The organism is Psychrobacter sp. 78a-MNA-CIBAN-0178, from assembly GCF_040309625.1.
GTDB classification, from domain to species: Bacteria; Pseudomonadota; Gammaproteobacteria; order Pseudomonadales; family Moraxellaceae; genus Psychrobacter; species Psychrobacter okhotskensis.
Genome location: NZ_JBEOOZ010000006.1, coordinates 37,312 through 56,890 on the forward strand (window position 1 = coordinate 37,312; position 19,579 = coordinate 56,890).

Below are 19,579 nucleotides of genomic sequence, written 5' to 3' on the forward strand. Positions count from 1 at the left end.
AAAAGAAACATCAGGTAGACTGGTGTTTCTTTTTTTTGGTTAGAATATTGTTTCTACATCAAGAAAACTAACACTCTTTTACCAGCCGCTCTAATAATTCAATCGTCCGTTCTTGTCTGACCAAAGCCACGCCTTGCCCTGCCCATAGAGACTGATATTCTGCATCTAGGTTTTGTTTCGCATGTGCACGTAAAACTTTGGTCATTGCATTTAATTGAGGGTAGGGCGGTAGTTCATACGCGCTTTCAAATTGAGCGAAGTCACGCAAATAATCGTTCAATAAACCGCGAGCCTGCTTACCTGAGAATAGTTGTGTTAAGCGCGTCTCGCTACTGCGTTTATTCTCGCTAGCGTCGAGCAATGCTTGTTTATAAGTGTCATTGATACCACATGTATCGGTGGTCAAAAACGCCGTGCCGATTTGCGCCAGTTCGGCACCGGCTGTTTGAATTGCTTTGATCGCTTGTCCCGTCATAATGCCACCAGCCGCAATTAAAGGAATATCGGTGCAGGCACGCGTTTGACTTATTAGCGTCAATAATCCCAATGGATCGTTTTCACTTTGCGGCAACCAACCACCGCGATGCCCACCAGCCTCCACCCCTTGCACACATACCGCATCGACGCCAATCTCTGCCCATGCTTTCGCTTCCAATGGGTGATTGGCAGTACCGATGACACGTGTGCCTAAATCTTTTAAGCCTTGCACTTGCTCGGCGCTAATAATGCCAAAGGTAAAACTAGCGACAGGGACAGGATTGTCATAGAGCACTTTTAGCTGCTCTGCAAAGTTTGGCGCGGGGCGGTCAGGTAGCGCCATGTCTATATTGTTTTCTTGATAATAATCACTTAGCCAAGCAGGAATTGCGCTATCCAACGTAGTAGAATCATGCTCAGACAACACCATTAGATTGACCATAAAGGGGCGGTCGGTCAGCGATTTAAGGCTATTAATGTGATCATGCAAAACATCTGGTGCGGTCGTCCCACTCCCTAACGACCCCAGTCCACCAAAGTTACTGACAGTTGCTGCCAGCTCAGGGGTGGTTGCGCCTGCCATCGGTGCTTGCACGATGGGATGGATCAGATTAAGGGTATTCATTAAGGTCATGACTGGCGTCCTTTTTGTTTTGTTAGGTTTTTTATCTCACTTACTTTAACAGAGGTAAGCAATGAGTATGTTGGATAGTGTTTATTTAGTTGCTGAATAGGGTGATGGATTTTGACTACGATTTTGTAGTTAAAATATTTGACTACGATTTTGTAGTTAAGTATTATGACTATAAAATCGTAGTCATAATTGGATGAGAGATGAGCACAGGAAACATAGCGACAGGCGATAATTACTTTCCAAGACCTGCTGATGAAAAAAAACTATGGAGACACTTGTCAGATGGTGCTCATGTTTTATTGCTTGCACCTAGACGGGTGGGAAAGTCTTCACTGATTACTCATATTAAAGATCAGCCTAAATTAGGATACGCTGTTATATATGTTTTCGTACAAGCTTGTGATAACGAGCAGAGTTTTTATCAAAAAATGTTACGTGAAATATATAAGTCCAATCACATAAAAAAATCTGACAAGATAAAGGGCAAACTTGTAGAGTGGGCAAAAAGCATAAATTTTAGCCTATCAGTTAGTCCAGCAAATATTGAAGTTGGGATGAGTAAAGAACAGAGCGTTACCAAAATCATTACTCATGAGATGATTCGAGATGTATTGTATGAGAGTCTGAAATTGAGTGAAGAGACTATCATTATTGCGATTGATGAATTCCCTGATGTACTAGAAAAGATATTTAATGAACAGGGCAAAAAAGGTGTAGAGCAGTTTTTATCTGGTATTCGTGCACTATGTCAAGACCCTGAGTTCAACGAGAAAGTTCAGTTTATCTTAACAGGGTCAATAGGGTTAGACACATTAGCAGAAAAGTTGGCAGTTACTGACTTGATTAATATGCTAGTGACTATGAGTGTTCGTCCTTTTAAAGATAACCGAGCCATAGAGTTTATAGAATTTTATATTAAAAAGCATTGTCCAGAAATTGTTCTAGACAAAGAGACTAAGCAAACTATCATTGATGAAGTGAGTTGGAATATGCCCTATTATTTAGGGTTAGTATGTGAACAGCTTATTGAAATTTTTGATGAAGAAGAACGCCAAATCGAACATAGCGATGTAAAAGTAGCTATCGATAATTTGTTTAGTCCAGCAATGAAAACCGTCTTTTCTCATTGGCGTGATAGATTAAACCGACTAGAAAAAATTGAGCGTTCTTATGCCCAACAAGTTCTAGACTTGGTAAGCCAAGTAAATAACAGTGTGGTTTATGGCGAGTTATTTAACCTATCACAGCAGGCTGACTTTAAAGACCAAGTGGATAGTAGGTATGTCATTAACTGCCTGCTACACGATGGTTACCTCTATCAACCTGATGATAGTACCTATCAATTTACCTCTCCTCTCCTAAAACGCTGGTGGATTCGTTATGGAAAATAATACGAAAAGTCATTCAGTCTTACTTTATAACACGCAAAATATAGATGCCCAGCTGTTAAAAGCAGGTTTTAGCATACGTAAAAAAGAGTATCAGCGAATTTGGAAAGATATTCAAAAAGGGTCAATGGCGAAGCCCGAGACACATTATCTTATCCAAGGTGTACGTGGCGCTGGCAAGACAACACTGTTATCACGCCTAGCAAATGAAGTGGGTGAAGATGAAGAGTTAAATAGCTGGTTAATTCCTATTCTACTCAATGAAGAAGAGTATGGCATCTTGTCACTATTCACTTTTTGGTTACGTATTACTGAAAAGCTTGCAGAGCAAAGTGCTGATATATACACGGAACTATTTGAGCAAGTCTCAAGTTTAGATGACAGTGCCGAAATTGCTTGGGAATTGATACAAAGCCATTTAGTTAAAAATAAGCAAAAAATAATCGTCTTCGTTGATAATTTAGGAGAGTTATTTAAAGATTTTGATGACATTGAACATGCACAGCTTCGTGAAGTACTGAGTTTACATCCACACATTCGTCTAATTGGTGGTTCCAGTCAGTTGCTGGAAGCACATTTTGACGGTGCAGCGCCCTTTTATCAATTCTTTAAATTGGTTAATTTAAAACCAATCAGTGAAGACGAAATGCACGAGTTGTTACGCTCTCTGGCGAAACAAACTGGTGAAGAAGCAGTGAAAACGATTGAAGAAATCATTACTGAGCATCCTGAACGTATAGAAGCAGTCAGGCGCTTAACGGATGGTGTACCGCGTACCATTGTTTTGCTATTTCAAATTATTATGGAAGGGGCAAAAGAGAGTAGCTATGCTTATTTAGAAGAAACCATAGATAAAACGACACCTTTATATAAACATCGGATGGATGATTTATCACGGCAGCAAAAAGCGATTGTACATGTGATAGCGATGAATTGGGATGCGATGAGCACCAAAGAAATTGCGGAACAAACGCGCTTACCGAGTAAGACAGTATCCGCACAACTGGTCAAACTTCAAAAGCAGTGGATAATTGATAAAGTTGAAACGGATACTAAAAATCACCTGTATATAGTTAAAGAGCGTTTTTTTAATATTTGGTATTTGATGCGCTATGGCAATCAGAATGACAAGCGTCGTGTGTTATGGCTTACAAGATTTTTAGAGAGTTGGTATGGTGATAAAAACTTATCAAATATATTAGTAGAAGTATCATACAAATTATCAACTCAAGCTGATAATAGAGCTAGTCATATGCTTCTAGATGCACTATTAGCATCTGAGAAAATAGATAATAACATCAAAAAAATAATGGCTTTAAGTCAATCTAAAAATGTTAAGTCAATAGATTTTCATGATACGGATGCAGAGTATGAAGAACTTATACAGAATATAAAAAGGCTCACAGATCAGGGAGAAGATAGAAAGCTATTCGACTTGTTGGAAGAAAATTTAGATAAACTAACTATATTAGAGTATTTAGTGTATTCACATAATTTGTTCGTATTGGATTCAATATACTTTGATTCATTAAATATAATTTTAAGATTATTCACTGAAAAAAATACTGGGTTCATTGAAGGTATACACATATTTGAAACTGTTTTCCACTTCTCTCTTAATGGATATAAGAAGGAGTTATTCCAAGTTATGAAAAATAGTAACTTTGATGAAGGTGCTTCTTGGGAGAACTTACCTTTTATGAGTTTATATAGTATTTATTGCTTATGGAACAATGAGCTTGAGAAGTTTATAGAAGTTATAGATAAAGTCTTTGTAAAACAATTACTAAGCCAACCACCGATGTCAAAAGTAGAATTATCTGAGGATATGATAAGGATTACTTTTTTTGAAGATATTCTTTTATTTCTTTTAGCTAAAAATCAATATGAAACTATTCTGAACATATTAGATAAATTTGGAATAAAAGAGTATTTCAAACCTATTTACTACGCTACAGTTTCATTACTCAAAGACGAACGTCAGCAAGAGTATTTACGTATGGGACCAGAGCTAAAAGGGACTGTAGATGAGATCTTACAAAAGGTCGAAGAGTATCGCGTTAATTACGCTTAGATAAAACAAAGGTCATAACTCAGTTTTAGAGACTAAGTTATGACCTTTTTAATTATTGAGATTTAAGCATCAATTCAACTGCAACGACCCTTTCGCATGCATCAGCAGCTCAACCACATCATCACCGCTAATCACTTCGAAGCGCTTATCGATAGCGGATTCTTCGACACCATTATGTTTCATGCAAGCGCCGCAAACTAGCACGTTACCGCCTTTTTCGATAAAGGCTTCTAGCAATTCGCCCACAGGTTCAAATGGTGCGCCAATATTGACGTTATCTAAAGCGTTGGGTAATGCCAAATGTACCGCATCTACCATCAATATCACGGATGCAGAGTGACCTTTTTTAAGTGCCACGCCTGCCATGGTAAAGGCTAAGGTAATTTTACTTGGGTTTGAGTCACTATTATCAAATAGCGTACCGACATAATCCGTATTATTAACCATATTATTCTCCTTATAAGTTATTTTGACTATTGAACAGACTACTATCCTAGCATTTATTATTCTTTTTTATATAATGTATTGTTATAGAATAGTCGTTATAAGGTTTCTAGAAACTTATAAGTAAGTTACTCCGCTCTCAACTGTCTAACTTTTTCGACGTAGATACCTAACCCACTGGCGGCCACGGACGGTCACCATCACTCTCAATCCACTCTGCCACATAACCAGTCGGTGGCAATTTTAAGTCTGCTTTACCTAGTCCTTCTAACACCCGTGCAGTATCTACCACTCTACCACCTTCCGTGACGCCAGTTCTTAGCAGCATAGACGAGCATGGCTTGCCCTTTACCCACATAGAATGCTCCAGATATATCCAGCGCTCGTCTATACCGACGATATGCGTCCTAATTGTGATTTTGTCCAACAGACGAATACGTTTACGGTACTGAATCGTGCTGCCAGCCACTACCATACCCCAACGCTGTTTGAGCAATAAACGCCCAAGACCAGTACGGATAATAAAATCAGTACGTCCTATATCATAGACGGTTAATGCCCGACCATTATTCATCTCTAGCATAGGATCGAGATCCGTGAGGCTACAACGAACCATCACTTCACTAGTCTGCGCCAGATCTAAAGACCGACCTTTTTTGTTCGCGATAACCGCACTCACGATAGATTTGCTATAGCGTAGAAAAGGATACATAGAACAGTCTCAAAAGTTGAACAATAGTATTTAGCGTGCCAAAGTCTCATTTACTAGAGTATCATTTATTATTAAAAGGCACGCCAATAGAGTGAAAGTAAGCGCTGACGGTCTCAGGTATCCAATTAATATCAAATCTTGATTTTTTATAAAGATGGGTAGATTTATCTTTATCTGAACGATATCGCAAATAACCGATATGCCCGCCATGATCGGTGTCGATGAGAGTGACGCTGTCAGAGACATCATTTGGCGTCGCGGTAAAGCCAATAAAAGGGTCGTCTTTGGCACTGATTAATAATAAAGGCTTGGTCACATTGATCAAGTATGGAAGGGCAGAGGACGCTTGGTAATAGTGATTGTTGGAGCGGTAGCCATGACGCGGTGCGGTAAAGATGTCATCAAAGTCGCTGATACGATTGACCGCTTTGATGGCATCGATTTCTTCTTTGGTGATGTCGTTTGCCAGTGCTTTTTTGATGATAGGATTGAGTAGATATGGTGTATAAATACGATGGCTCAAAAAGCTGTGCATATTGAGCGCCGCCGATGACATATCGACAGGTGCAGAGATGACCGCAGCACCCTTGCAGATGGCTTTATCCCCATATTCGCCCATGTATTTTGCCAAGGCATTGCCACCTAGTGACACCCCAGCCGCATAAATATTGGCATATCGCTCGCTGAGATTTTGTAGCGCGTGATGCACTTCATCGGTGTCACCGGCATTATAAAAGACTCGACCATTAGCAGGAATACCGCCACAACTGCGAAAGTGCGCCACCACAAAGTGCCAGCCTTGCGCGTGCATTTGATACGCCAAAACCCGCGCATAATGACTGTCGCTACTGCCTTCCATACCATGAAACAAGACGATTAAAGGTGTTTGTTCACGCTCATCATTTTCGATTGCTTTTATAGGGTGCGCATCATAAAAGTCATAAGCAATATCAGTCTCACCTAGAGAGTCTTGCATCACCATCCGACGATACGTCGGTGCTGCTGGTGCAAAAAACTTGGGCAAGATACTTTGCAGATGCGGGTTAGAGAGCCAAAATGGCGGCTTAAAAGGCGTGGGGTTGAAATGGTCGGGGAGGTTGTAGGTTTGCATGGCGTGATCTTATCGTTAGTGTTGAGAGTAAGCGTATAATACCGATAGATATATTGAAAACCAAAGACTTTCAGTGAACGCATGGTTACTCAAATTTTTGATGGCTTTTTGATGGTTTGAGGTTGAATTCATGTTTCATCCAATACCCGCCCATCCATCGCAAGGCGTTCTTTTAAAGTCTCAATATCTGCCTCAGCAAGCGTCACGGTCAAGGTGACTTGCTTACTGTAAGCGACCTCATCAATACGACCGTTTAGACTCTCAACCACATAGCGGCATTGCGCTTCGGTCGCAAATTCTGCGAGTATTTGCACTCGGCTCATGGCTACATAAGGGCTTAAAATCATCTGGTCGACCGCCGCTTGCGCAGAACCTGCATAGGCACGGGTCAGACCGCCAGCGCCCAGTTTAATCCCGCCAAAATAACGCACCACAATGATGATGACGTTGCCAATAGATTTGTGTTGTAAGACATTTAATATCGGACGTCCTGCGGTACCACTCGGCTCGCCATCGTCGTCAAATCCAGCGCTGGTGGTATTATCAGGGTCACCAATGATATAGGCCCAGCAGTAGTGACGGGCATCGGCATATTTCTCACGTAGTTGTTCCACGTGAAACATTGCTTGCTCACGTGAGTGCACCGGATACGCATAAGCGATAAAATCAGATTTTTTGATTTCTAGGCGGGCAGTGACGGCACGTTTTAGCGTTTGATAGCTCATATTTCATCAGGTCTAGGTAGGATATGGTAAACTTGTCTAACTTTCACTGTTGTCCATATTTGGCGCAGTGTTCATTTAATTTTTCATTATAGTACCATTTCTCACGCTTAAAGATAACGAGCGAGTCGCGCCTAAGTGCTAATCTAGTAGCCTTGGCGCGGCGGATAGAATTAGCGATTTCGTTAAGTTCATTCCGTTAGCGGCAGAGTTGGGAGTGGTAACATAACACTGATGGTAGTCAATCGTATGCGTTTAGATAAATTTATTAGTAAGGCCACTGAGCTGTCGCGCAAAGAATCCAAAAAGATTATGCACGCGGGTGAAATCACGGTCAATGATCAGATAATCAAAGATCCTGGCGTCCATGTCGATATCGTCAACGATGATGTCATGTGGGCAGGCGAGCCACTATCGGTCGCGGCGGGCAATCGCTATATACTCCTGCATAAGCCTGAAGGTTTTGAATGTACCTTAAAAGTTAAAGAACATCCTATCGTCACCGAGCTGATTTCGGTACCAGAGCTTGGCAGCTTACGTATTGCGGGTCGCCTCGATGTCGATACGACTGGTGCGTTGCTCATCAGTGATGATGGCAAATGGTTGCACCGTGTCACCAGCCCTAAACATGCCCATGCCAAGATTTATGAGCTGACCTTGGCTGAAGCGATGGACAGCGACGCTCAAGCCAATGCTGTTAAAAAAGTGGCTGAAGGTATCTTATTAGAAGGCGAACATGAAGAAACCAAGCCTGCGGTTCTTGAGTTCATCGATGAGACTCATGCGCGTTTAACTTTAGAGCAGGGCAAGTATCACCAAGTAAAACGTATGATGGGTTATTTTGGTAATAGAGTGACTGAGCTGCATCGCGCCAGTATTGGTCATATCACTTTAGACGGTTTGGAAAAAGGCGATAGTCGCTTCTTAACCGAAGAAGAAGTCGCCAAATTCTAAATTTTCGCCTTATTGAACCCTAAAATAATTTGTGAAAATAAGATTTAACATGAGCAGCCACTATTAAAGTGCGCTGCTTTTTGCTGCCTGTTATGTCTGTCTGCTATCGTCAATACTGAATAAAATAGATAAAAGATATAACGCACGAAGCTGGTACAAATTTCTTGGGCTTGCTGTGCCTACGCCGACAGACCCTAACTTATCTATATTTGTATTGCCTGTCTCTTAAAGCTCAGTAGCAATTTTGCAAATTTGGCCTTTTAATCGCTGTCAAAGTTAGCGCATATGCTAAAGTCCCGTTATCTTTTTAATCTATTTTTTTGCATAATGAAGTGGATGCTTGTTAGAGAAACTTGCCGAACACGTCTGTTAAAACACTTCTTTTATAACAAATAGGACTGTCTCCGTGAAACAACTTGTATTAAAGTCTGCTGGTTTGATGAGCGCGATACTATTGGCGACGACAGCCTGTGCCCAGCCGAGTGCCACTGATGCCATTAATAACAAACTCAGCTCAAGCGTGCAAACCACGCCAGCCGCTGGTACGGTAGGCCAGTCGGTGGACAAGCGCTTACGCCAGTTACTAACGCAAGCAGGGATTAAGACACAGATAACCTCGATTGTGCCTTCTAAGTTGCCTAATATGTATCAAGTCAACCTAGTAGGGCAGCTACCACTGCATATCACTAAGGATGGCAATTATGTCATCCAAGGCGAGCTACAGAAAAACCCCAGCAAGCGGGTCGTGACAAAAACGCCAGTCCGTAGTAATCGTGACCAAATAGGCAAGCCGGTCAGTGCTACCGTCAAGTCATCGCTACTCGCCAATATGAGTGCGCTGAAAAATATGAGCGCTAAAACACCTTTCTTTTATACGGCAGTGCCGGGCGTTATCTGGGGAGCAACGTTAGAAGGGGTGCCTTTCTTGCTATCGGACGATGCGCAATACATCACTGACAGTGAGATATCCGTCATCGAAAACGGTCAATTTATCGGACTTGATGAAGCGTTTGAAATGCGCAAAAATCAATCAGTATTCGTGGCTTTAGATGAGTCGCAATTGATTACTTATCCCGCTATCAGCGCAGAAAAAGCCATTATTTATGTGACTACCGATGTCAATTGCCCTTATTGCCGTAAGCTACATCAACAATTTCCTATGCTCAATACCAAAGGTGTCACAGTAAAAACCATCGCTTATCCGATATATGAACAGTCACCTGCGCAAATGCGTGCCATTTGGTGCCAAGCTGATAAGGACAGCCGCCGCAAAGCCCTTGATAAAGCCATGTTAATTGGGAAAATGACGCCAGCCGCTGCCAGCTGTAATGTTGATTACGTGACGCCCAATCGCGAAAAAGCGGCGGGACTGGCAGTGATGGCCACGCCTGCTATTTATCGTGAAGATGGCGTCCTCTATCAAGCGAGCTTTGAGAGTCCAGAGTTTTTAGAATTTCTAGGTATTAAATAACCTTTGGGCATTAAATAATTTATCGTCTGTCCACTATAAAACTGCCACAAAATCAAACTCGCCAGCCATACTCATGTATCGCGTACACTCGGCTGGCTTGTCTCGATTTTAAAATATCACTTTTAAAACGACCCTTTTCATAAATTACTTTCCTTAAAAAACGCATACCACAGGCGGCGACCTTCATTATTGAAGCGTCTGACGGTAGCAAAGAACTGTTGCCGTTCGGTCTCATTGACCAGCGGTGCGGGCAGCAGCGGATCAAAAATTACGCTGCGGATACCGGCATCACCGAGCAGATAGACGTCACGCAAGGCAGCCTCACGTGGTAGCTTATCTTTGGTGGCCAACCAGTCATTCAATCGTTGTGAGATTTCTTTATAGCTTGCTTCCAGCTGCATATCAGACCAAAGTGATAAGGCTTTTTCCTGTCGAACGCTATCAAAGACGCTGGCTTTAAAAACGGCAGCTTCCTCTCCCAAGCCGAGATCTAACAGTCGTGCGCGTACGGTATCGACGCCGCCCGATAGATTGTTGGGGCGCAGATAAAGACCGGTATCTAGCTCTCGAAAGCCTAACAAGGAGAGCGCGCGTGCACGGGCACGGAGCACTTTACGGTCGCTACGTGGTAGACCGCCCGTGGTAACGGCGATCCATGTGCTGTCCCATTCTGTCACACGTTGATCCACCGTAGACCATGCCGCTACATCAGCACCCAGTTTTTGCCCTTTAGCACCCAATCGATAAATAGCAGCATCGACTGCCTCGACCAGCCCTGCTTGCGTCAACCGCGCCATGGTCACGCGCACGCTATTTTCGGTCATATCAAATAGTGCACCTGCGCGAACGGCCTCAGCAACCGTCAAGGTTTTCCCATCCGCCACAGTTAGCAGTCGCAGCACAAGAAGGCGCGGCGTTGGCCAAGATGTATTACAGTTTTTGACAAAATATGATTCCATATGTAATATTAACATCGTACTATAGAGAGGACAAGGCAAGACGGCCTATCAAACAAGGATGTTGTCAACGATGAACCAATTCAATACACATGAGGTGTGCAATCAGCCGGTTGCGCTAGAAAATTATAATGCATGGCAGACAGACATAGCCCTGATGGAAGCGGTTGCTCGCGAGGGCGGATTATGGGCGCAGGATCATCTGAGTGCCTTTGGCGCTCGTACTGGTGGTGATTTGATTGATAGTGGTTTTGCCGCCAATGAAAATCCTCCTAAACTTCGCGCTTTTGACCGCTATGGTCGTCGTATAGACGAGGTCGAATTTCATCCTGCCTATCATGAGTTGATGGCAGCTGGGATAGAATATGGCATGAGTAGCTTTGCTTGGCGCCATGAAAATCGTGATGGGGCGCATGTGGCACGGGCAGCGGTAATGTATCTTGGCTCGCAGGCGGATGCGGGTTTTGGTTGCCCAATGTCGATGACTTATGCAGCGATTCCTGCGCTACGCCATGCACCGGCACTGGCAGAAAAATGGTTGCCCAAGCTTCTATCAGCGGAATATGATCCACGTAGCCTGCCAATGGAACAAAAAACAGGCTGTACTATCGGTATGGGCATGACCGAAAAACAAGGCGGCTCAGACCTACGGCGCAATACCACCAGAGCGCTTCGCCAAGAAGATGGAAGCTATGAGATCATCGGTCATAAATGGTTTTTTTCAGCGCCAATGTGTGATGCGCATTTGGTGCTGGCACAGACCGAAGGCGGTCTTAGCTGTTTCTTAGTACCGCGCTTTTTGCCCGATGGCACGCGCAACGCGGTTCGAATACAACGATTAAAGGATAAGCTGGGCGATTGGTCCAATGCTTCATCCGAGGTCGAGTTCCAAGGCGCGTTTGGTGAATTGGTTGGTATAGAAGGGCGCGGCATCGTTACCATTTTAGAGATGGTGGCGTTAACCCGATTGGATTGTATGATTGGCTCTTCAGCACAAATGCGCCAAGCCGTTGTGCAGGCGATTCATCATACTAGCAAGCGCGAGGCTTTTGGCAAACTGCTGGTTGACCAGCCCCTGATGCGCAATGTGTTGGCTGATTTGGCTTTGGAGTCAGAAGCCGCCATCGCTCTGACCATGCGCGTTGCTCGTGCGGTTGAAATGAGTGGCAAAGACCCACATGAGACTGCATTGGCACGCATTGCGACTGCCATTGGCAAGTACTGGATATGCAAGCGCACCCCCGTATTGGTGAATGAAGCGCAGGAGTGTTTGGGCGGTATCGGCTATGTGGAAGAAAATATCCTGCCGCGCCTTTATCGGCAAGCGCCATTGAATTCTATCTGGGAGGGCAGTGGCAATGTGCAGTGCCTCGATGTATTACGCGCCTTACGCAAAGAGCCGGAAACGCGCGACGCTCTATTTGCCGAATTGCAGAATGCTGCTGGTAAGAATGCCCATTACGATGCCGAACTCAAATGCTTGGCGCAACGCTTCGACGATATCGAGACGCTTGAGTTCCGAAGTCGTTATGTGATTGAGCGCTTGGCATTGATGCTGCAGGCGTCGATTTTTCTGCTGAGTGATCATACAGACATCGCGACGGAATTCTGCCGTTCGCGCATTGCAGGCGAACACGGATTGACCTTTGGTACTTTGAGCCCCGATGCGCCAGTAGCGCAATTGATTGAACGTGCTGCTGGTGCGACAATAGCGGCACAATAAATCGTCCTGCTATTAGGCCTAAGAAGATATCACGTTTATCGTATGACTTTGGGCGGTATTCCTACCGCCTGTAATTCGATGAGCAGATCAGTAAGAGAAATCTTAGGCAACAGTAGCTTGGGAAATAATGGATCGCGTCGTGCAATTTACAATTTTGAGAACGCTGATTATAGTTGAATCATTATAAAAAACCAATACAGTGCTGCTGGGATGAATTTTGCGCAGCCTCTGTCAGCGTAGACACAGCAAGCAGGTAAAATTTATCCCAGTAGCACTGGCAATATTAGCGTGTCGATTTTATTTCAAATTGACTATATTTAGAGGTTTCAGAAGTAGAATAAGTTAAAACGCTCTATAGAAAAATTCCCCAATAGCCATTCACATTATGTTATGGCAAGACGATATCAACGATTTTCCAATCAATCAAACCGTTGCGCTGCATCTCTACAGTGAGCGGGTAGCCTTTAACTTGACCGCTGATAGTGAAGCAATTGATACCGCAATAGCTCAATGTTGGCTTATCACTGTCTGAGCCTTGGGCGACCTGCTGCTCAAGTTCCGCTGCTTGTTTTTTCATGATTTGCTGCATCTGGTTTTGAACCACCGCATTGACATCGCCGCGCTGGATAATCAAATTTTGAATCAGGTTTTTAAGATCGACTTGATTGCTGGCGATAGCCCATGCAGCGGCCAGCTCTTTGGTCGCGCTGTTGGCTTGCCCTTGAGTGTTGATAATTTTTTCGATATTTTGCGGGGTGATTGCACCAGCGACTGCCTGTGTGATGAAGCCATTTGCCGCCTCAGTCAAAGGCGCACCACCCAACTCAGCAACCAATGGATAATGGGTCATGGTATTGGCAAATTGATCGGTCAATTGCGTTTGGATACTTGGACGCAGCTGTTCGTAATCAATGGCGGCAGCGATAGCAGCACCGTCTTTGGCATCATAAGCGTTTTTGAGCTGATAAGCGCTGTAATAAGGCGAGCCGCCATAGACCGCGACTGCAATGACGATCAATAAAACAATCAGCTTTTTCATAAAAATTGCTACCTTAGCGCAAACGGAATGGCGGTAAATCTCAAAAATAGGATTTAAAACCCCATTAATATGGCGCTAAATATTAGCATGGCCAGCCTTGATAAAGGTATAAAAACCTTTGCTCAATTCTTAATAAAACCTTTTTTAACAGGCTTAAAACTTCATGAGTCAGAATTTCAGCATCCAAGCGCTTGATAAATCATCTTGGCATCTCCATAAATAGCGCAAACTTTTAATAATTGATTTGGCTAAGCAGCATCCCGCCGTATTCGCTTATAAGATTCATAATATTATCGCCTCCGTATTCGCAGTCTGCCATGTTTCATGTGAAACCTTTAAGGACAACTGCGTATAAAAACAAGGTGATAATTGATTAGGGTTGATGAATCGACCAGCCGGCGGCACTGTAAAGACGATAGGAGAGCCCATGAGTAAGCGCGATTTTTATGAAGTATTAGGTGTCAGCAAGACCGCTGACAGCAAGGAAATTAAGCGAGCCTACCGCAAGCTGGCCATGAAATACCATCCAGATCGTAACTCCGATGACCCTGATGCCGAAGACAAGTTTAAAGAAGCGTCAATGGCTTATGAAGTATTGAGCGACGCAGAAAAGCGTTCAGCTTATGACCGTATGGGTCACTCTGCCTTTGAAAATGGCATGGGCGGTGGCGGCTTCGGCGGTGCTGGCGGTGGCAACTTCCAAGACATCTTTGGCGATATCTTTGGCAACTTTGGCGATATCTTTGGTCAATCACGTGGCGGCGGCGGTGGGCGTTCACGTCGCGGCTCGGACTTGCGTTATGTGATTGAGCTGACTTTAGAAGAAGCGGTACGCGGCTGCAAAAAAGAAATCAGCTTTACCGCACCTGCGCCGTGCGAGACTTGTGATGGTAAGGGCGCAAAAGACGCCTCTGATGTCGTGACGTGTCAGATGTGTCATGGTCAGGGCCAAGTGCGTATGCAGCAAGGCTTTTTTGCCGTGCAGCAAGCTTGCCCACAGTGTGGCGGCTCTGGTAAACAGATTAAAAACCCTTGCCCTGACTGTCATGGTAATGGCGTCAAAGACAAATCACGCACGCTAGAAGTATCTATCCCAGCGGGCGTCGATGATGGTGATCGCGTGCGTTTAGCGGGTGAAGGTGAAGCGGGCGGCGCAGGTGTACAAAACGGCGATCTATACGTCGAAGTACGCGTCAAACCGCACAACGTCTTTACCCGTCAAGGTGCCGATCTCTATATGGACGTGCCAGTTAGCATCACCGATGCAGCACTGGGTAAAGAAGTTGAAATCCCAACGCTAGATGGCAAAGTCAAAATCAAGGTCGCCGAAGGTACGCAAAGTGGTAAGTTGCTGCGTGTGCGCGGCAAGGGCGTGACGCCTGTACGCACGACGATGAAAGGGGATTTGATCTGCCGTGTGGTCATCGAGACGCCAGTGAATTTGACACGTGAGCAAAAAGAGCTACTACGCGAATTCCAAGATACACTTGATGGTGATAGCAAACATCAACAGTCGCCACATAAAAAGTCATTCTTCAAAAAGATTGGTGAGTTGTTTGACTAAAACGTCTGATTGCTGAATCGCTATATGTAAAGCAAGTAGTTGACACAGCATAAGATTAGACAGGATAAGCATTTCAAATAAGTGGTTAAGTTAGCCTAGAGGTTTCACATGAAACCTCTAGGCTTTTTTATTGAGTGTATCAAAGACAATTGATACATTGATACATTGATATTTGCTAAACTTGCGATAAATATTATGCAAAATCCCTTTATTAAAAATAAAATATTTAGGACAGAGATATGAGTCAACAAGTAAAAAACCAAGCTATTAAAGTCGGTGTCATCGGTGCCGGTGGGCGTATGGGGCGTATGCTTATTGAAGCGGTACAGGACAACTCGCAAACTGCGCTTAACGCTGCGATTGAACGTCAAGGTTCAAGCCTTGTCGGTGCAGATGCGGGCGAAGTTGCAGCGACTGGTCGTTTAGATGTACAGATTGTCGATGATTTAAAAACAGTCATTAATGACATCGATGTGCTGATTGATTTTAGCTTGCCAGATGCCACTGAGCAAAATATGCAAATCTGTGCAGCGCATAAGGTGGCGATGGTGATTGGCACTACAGGATTCAATGAGCAGCAAGAGAAAGTCTTGGCAAAAGCGAGTGAGCAAGTTGCTATCGTTTATGCGGGTAACTATTCAACAGGCGTTAATTTGTCATTAAAGTTGCTCGGCATGGCAGCCAAAGCCTTTGGCACTGATGCGGATGTAGAGGTCATCGAGGCGCATCATAAGCACAAAATCGATGCCCCATCAGGCACCGCTTATATGATGGCAGAGGCCGTCGCAGAGGCTCGCGGACAGAACTTAAAGGACGTCGCTGTCTATGGTCGCGAAGGGCAAACAGGCGAGCGCGAAGCGGGTAGCATTGGTATTCATGCGATACGGGGCGGTGAAATCATCGGCGATCATACCGTGATGTTTATTGCAGATGGTGAAGTGGTTGAGATTACCCATCGTGCGCGCGCGCGTATGACTTTTGCCGCTGGTGCGGTACGTGCGGCAACTTGGGTAATTAAGCAGGAAGTCGGGCAATATAATATGCAGGATGTTTTAGGCTTAAATGACTAAGGCTTAAATACCTCATACTTAAATGACTAAGGGTTTTTGCTGATGGTTTGGTCGCTGCTAAGTATGGCTTTTGATAGCGTTTAACTATTGTTAGAGGTCAATTATGAATAAGTTGAGCGAACATTTAAGAGAGAGTTTTGGTCGGGTAGTGGCTATACTTAACATTGTTAAAAATATAAAAACTGCCAAAGCCATAAGTTATAAGCGTCCGATAGCATTTACTTTAAGTTTAACGGTACTGCCGATAGTCGTACAAGCAGCTACTTTTCAAACCTACGTCATCCATACCTATGGTGGTGATGCACTGTTGCCCGCGGTACGCCAGCAATTGAATAATAGTCGCGATGGCGGTACGGTGTCTACTTATCAGGATAAGCTGGTATTGCATACCACCGCCGCTAATTATCAAGCTGTTCAGCAATTACTGAGTCAAATTGACGGTCAACCACAGGCGTTGATCGTTGCTGTGCGTGTTGGTAATAATACTGATTCTCAAAGTAATATTCAGCAAGGTCAGGTTATTATTAGCAATCGCGGTATTGAGGGTTCAGGGATAATTAATCAGCGCAATAGTCAGCAGCAAGGCAATAATTTATATCAAGTACAAACGCTATCTGGTAGTGCCGCGAGCATTAGTACAGGCACGCTCTATGCGCTGACTCAAACCTATCATGCCACTACGTATCCAACTTATAATCGACCATCGGGGCAGATTATTATTCAGCAGCAAGTATTACTGCCAACGACGCAAGGCATTGCTGTGACGCCACGGCTACTACCAAACGGGCAAGTCGAAGTGCAGTTATCACAAGTTGATGAGCAGCTCGTGCGTTCTCATTCGTCTTATAAGCAAAATAGTTATAATGCTATTCAAGGTCAGCGCTTAAATAGTACCATTGTCGTACCACGTGGACAGTGGGTGACGATCGGTCAGATTTCACAGAATAATCAAACCCAACGCTCAAGCTATGGCAGTAATCGCACTGTTAATAACACTAATAGTATGCCTATCTCGCTGTTAGTGCAGTAGTTAGTATTACATCGTTCCTTGTTATTCAAGGAGTTATAGTTGATCTATTTTTTAAAAGAATACAGTGCTGCTGGGACTAATTTTTTGTAGCCTCTGTCTGCGTAGGCACAGCAAGCAAGAAAAATTTGTCCCAGTAGCGCGTTATAACATCTGTGCTTCTTTTATTTAGAAATGATTATAATGATGGGCGGCATAGATGATAGATGAAAAAGCATAAAAAAGCGCGGCACTGCTAATCACAGTACCGCGCTTTTCTTATTGCTGAGCATTCACTGAGAATTAATCAATATAAACCACTTCTAACGGTGGAAAACCATTGAACTCGACCGATGAATACGAGTTGGTATACGCACCCGTGGTTAACCAAAAGATTTTATCGCCAATTTCTAGCTCTTCTGGTAATTGATAACCTGCTTCTTCATACATGATATCGGTTGAGTCACAGGTTGGACCGGCCAATACGACCGTACCTTCGCTGGTTGAGGTTTCCATCTTAGGCGTATAAACTGGATATTTAATCGCTTCACCCAAGGTTTCAATTAAGCCTTGGAACAAACCCACATCAGTATAGACCCAACGCGTCAAGTCAGTATGCGACTTACGCGAAATGAGCACCACGTCACTGACCAATACCCCTGAACCACCGACCAATGAGCGACCGGGTTCTAGGATAATCTCCGGCATATCTTCCTCATCATAATCATCCGTCAAATAACGAGTGATTTCTTCAGCGTAAACTTTTACGGGATTCACTTCACTAATATAATTGGCTGGAAAACCGCCGCCTAAGTTGATCATTTGCAGCTTAATATCTTCTTCGTTTTTCATCCAGTCAAACATATATTTAACCTTGGCTAAGGCATCATCCCAAGCGGCAACATCTTTTTGCTGGCTACCCACATGGAACGAGATGCCATAAGGCACCAGACCCAAATCACGGGCTTGAATCAACAGCTCAATTGCCATGTTTGGATGGCAACCAAACTTACGAGACAATGGCCACTCAGCGGTCTCAGAGCCTTGTACCAAGATACGCACAAATATTTTTGAACCAGGAGCGTGTTTGGCAATATTTTTTAGATCGGCTTCTGAGTCGGTCGCATACAAATCAATGCCTTTCTCAAAAGCATATTTGACGTGCTCGGCTTTTTTGATGGTGTTGCCATAAGAAATACGCGATGGCTCAACGCCGCAGTCAAGGACACGATCAAGCTCATAAATGGACGCACAATCAAAGTTTGAGCCCAGTTCAGCCAATAGATTAATGACTTCGACAGCAGGGCTGGCTTTCATCGCATAATGCAACTTGGCATTGGGGAAAAAGCCAACCATTTCATGATATTTGGTTTTGATACGACTCAGGTCCACCACTAAAAATGGGGTTTCGCGACCTTCGGCAGCTTTGGTGAATTTCTGCCAGCCGGCAGGGTCAAAATATTGGTCAATTTTGATCATGGTCATGGTGGGGAACCTTAAGTTAACACAGGATAGGGTGAATAATAAAAACCAATGCATGCTTGAGATAATCGGACAATAGGTCCTGAATTAACTATAAATGCATCCAATTAAGAGTTGGTGGTTTGCGGCTGCTTTTCAGAGGCTGGCTCACCTTGCTTTTCACGTATTTTGAGCACTTTACGAACTTTATCACGTGCCCGCGTTTGCTTAAGACGTGATAAATAATCGACGAATATGACCCCATTTAGATGATCCATCTCATGCTGGATACAGACGGCAAGTAGGCCTTCGACTTCTTCATCGATCTTTTCGCCGTTCTCATCTAAGGCTTCAATGCGCACTTTATTAGGGCGTTCAACTTTATCATAGACCTCAGGGACTGACAAACAACCTTCTTCGTACGGTTGCTTTTCTTCTACCAATGGCGTGACTTTTGGGTTAATAAAAACCTTTGGATCGTTTTTATCTTCTGACAAATCGATAACGATGAGCTGAATATGACGATCGACTTGACTGGCAGCCAGACCAATACCTTGGGCGTCATACATGGTCTCAATCATATCAGCGATCAAGGTTTTGATTTCAGCAGTGACTTCCTTGACAGGCTTCGCAATCGTGCGTAAGCGCGGGTCTGGATAGCTTAAGATAGGGAGTAAAGCCATAACGCTCACCTCAATGATAAGGACAAAATAGGGTTGATATTATAAGATAAATGGGGACAAAAGTAATGCTTATCAATACTTTCGCGCAAC

At 43.9% G+C, this 19,579-nt stretch carries 17 protein-coding genes; 8 read left to right on the plus strand and 9 right to left on the minus strand.

Annotated features, from left to right (window positions below; all coding sequences use genetic code 11):
- Positions 1–67 precede the first annotated feature (67 nt).
- Positions 68–1,111 carry an NAD(P)H-dependent flavin oxidoreductase gene (locus AAEY80_RS05700; RefSeq protein WP_201567402.1) on the minus strand — a complete coding sequence of 348 codons (1,044 nt, stop codon included), beginning with the start codon at positions 1,109–1,111 and terminating at the stop codon, positions 68–70.
- A 200-nt stretch (positions 1,112–1,311) separates the two neighbouring features.
- Here AAEY80_RS05700 and AAEY80_RS05705 point away from each other — a divergent pair, with 200 nt between their 5' ends.
- Both AAEY80_RS05705 and AAEY80_RS05710 read left to right on the plus strand, forming a co-directional pair.
- Complete coding sequence (locus AAEY80_RS05705) at positions 1,312–2,502, plus strand: ATP-binding protein (RefSeq protein WP_201567400.1); 1,191 nt, start codon at positions 1,312–1,314, stop codon at positions 2,500–2,502.
- Positions 2,492–4,573 (plus strand): MarR family transcriptional regulator, encoded by a 2,082-nt coding sequence (locus tag AAEY80_RS05710; RefSeq protein WP_201567398.1) that lies wholly within the window; start codon positions 2,492–2,494, stop codon positions 4,571–4,573. Before AAEY80_RS05705 ends, AAEY80_RS05710 begins: the two co-directional genes overlap by 11 nt.
- A 69-nt stretch (positions 4,574–4,642) precedes the next feature.
- Here AAEY80_RS05710 and AAEY80_RS05715 read toward each other — a convergent pair whose 3' ends face one another.
- The 4 genes from AAEY80_RS05715 to AAEY80_RS05730 all read right to left on the minus strand — a co-directional run bounded on the left by AAEY80_RS05715 (position 4,643) and on the right by AAEY80_RS05730 (position 7,565).
- Positions 4,643–5,020, minus strand: coding sequence for a DsrE family protein (locus tag AAEY80_RS05715; RefSeq protein ID WP_201567396.1), 378 nt, complete (start codon positions 5,018–5,020; stop codon positions 4,643–4,645).
- 166 nt (positions 5,021–5,186) lie between these two features.
- Entirely contained in the window at positions 5,187–5,729 is a 543-nt protein-coding gene (locus AAEY80_RS05720; RefSeq protein ID WP_201567394.1) for an acyl-CoA thioesterase, read from the minus strand.
- Between the two features lie 61 nt (positions 5,730–5,790).
- Positions 5,791–6,840, minus strand: coding sequence for a YheT family hydrolase (locus AAEY80_RS05725; protein ID WP_201567392.1), 1,050 nt, complete (start codon positions 6,838–6,840; stop codon positions 5,791–5,793).
- 128 nt (positions 6,841–6,968) lie between these two features.
- On the minus strand, positions 6,969–7,565 hold the full coding sequence (locus AAEY80_RS05730; RefSeq protein WP_173239020.1) for a YigZ family protein: 597 nt from the start codon (positions 7,563–7,565) through the stop codon (positions 6,969–6,971).
- 246 nt (positions 7,566–7,811) lie between these two features.
- Between AAEY80_RS05730 and AAEY80_RS05735 the strand changes: the two genes are divergently transcribed.
- Positions 7,812–8,516: a pseudouridine synthase gene (locus AAEY80_RS05735; RefSeq protein ID WP_101211929.1), complete on the plus strand. Its 705-nt coding sequence runs from the start codon at positions 7,812–7,814 to the stop codon at positions 8,514–8,516.
- A gap of 406 nt (positions 8,517–8,922) precedes the next feature.
- Complete coding sequence (locus AAEY80_RS05740) at positions 8,923–9,987, plus strand: thioredoxin fold domain-containing protein (protein WP_350588027.1); 1,065 nt, start codon at positions 8,923–8,925, stop codon at positions 9,985–9,987.
- 137 nt (positions 9,988–10,124) lie between these two features.
- Here AAEY80_RS05740 and AAEY80_RS05745 read toward each other — a convergent pair whose 3' ends face one another.
- Positions 10,125–10,946 (minus strand): PaaX family transcriptional regulator, encoded by an 822-nt coding sequence (locus AAEY80_RS05745; protein WP_201567390.1) that lies wholly within the window; start codon positions 10,944–10,946, stop codon positions 10,125–10,127.
- Between the two features lie 70 nt (positions 10,947–11,016).
- On the opposite strand from AAEY80_RS05745, the gene AAEY80_RS05750 reads away from it, so the two are divergent.
- Positions 11,017–12,666 carry an isovaleryl-CoA dehydrogenase gene (locus AAEY80_RS05750; RefSeq protein ID WP_350588028.1) on the plus strand — a complete coding sequence of 550 codons (1,650 nt, stop codon included), beginning with the start codon at positions 11,017–11,019 and terminating at the stop codon, positions 12,664–12,666.
- Between the two features lie 388 nt (positions 12,667–13,054).
- Here the strand turns inward: AAEY80_RS05750 and AAEY80_RS05755 are convergent, their stop codons facing one another.
- Positions 13,055–13,705, minus strand: a complete 651-nt coding sequence (locus AAEY80_RS05755) for a DUF2939 domain-containing protein (protein WP_201616417.1) — start codon at positions 13,703–13,705, stop codon at positions 13,055–13,057.
- A 427-nt stretch (positions 13,706–14,132) separates the two neighbouring features.
- Here AAEY80_RS05755 and dnaJ point away from each other — a divergent pair, with 427 nt between their 5' ends.
- From dnaJ to AAEY80_RS05770, 3 genes are all read left to right on the plus strand, one after another.
- Positions 14,133–15,269, plus strand: a complete 1,137-nt coding sequence (gene dnaJ / locus AAEY80_RS05760) for a molecular chaperone DnaJ (RefSeq protein WP_350588029.1) — start codon at positions 14,133–14,135, stop codon at positions 15,267–15,269.
- 239 nt (positions 15,270–15,508) lie between these two features.
- Positions 15,509–16,339 (plus strand): 4-hydroxy-tetrahydrodipicolinate reductase, encoded by an 831-nt coding sequence (gene dapB, locus AAEY80_RS05765; RefSeq protein WP_350588030.1) that lies wholly within the window; start codon positions 15,509–15,511, stop codon positions 16,337–16,339.
- Positions 16,340–16,442: 103 nt separating this feature from the next.
- Positions 16,443–17,369 carry a secretin GspD/PilQ domain-containing protein gene (locus AAEY80_RS05770; protein ID WP_350588031.1) on the plus strand — a complete coding sequence of 309 codons (927 nt, stop codon included), beginning with the start codon at positions 16,443–16,445 and terminating at the stop codon, positions 17,367–17,369.
- Between the two features lie 279 nt (positions 17,370–17,648).
- On the opposite strand, the gene AAEY80_RS05775 is transcribed toward AAEY80_RS05770, so the two are convergent.
- Positions 17,649–18,824, minus strand: coding sequence for a type III PLP-dependent enzyme (locus tag AAEY80_RS05775; RefSeq protein WP_350588039.1), 1,176 nt, complete (start codon positions 18,822–18,824; stop codon positions 17,649–17,651).
- A gap of 110 nt (positions 18,825–18,934) precedes the next feature.
- Positions 18,935–19,489, minus strand: coding sequence for a peptide deformylase (def, locus tag AAEY80_RS05780; protein WP_025652947.1), 555 nt, complete (start codon positions 19,487–19,489; stop codon positions 18,935–18,937).
- Positions 19,490–19,579: the final 90 nt, after the last annotated feature.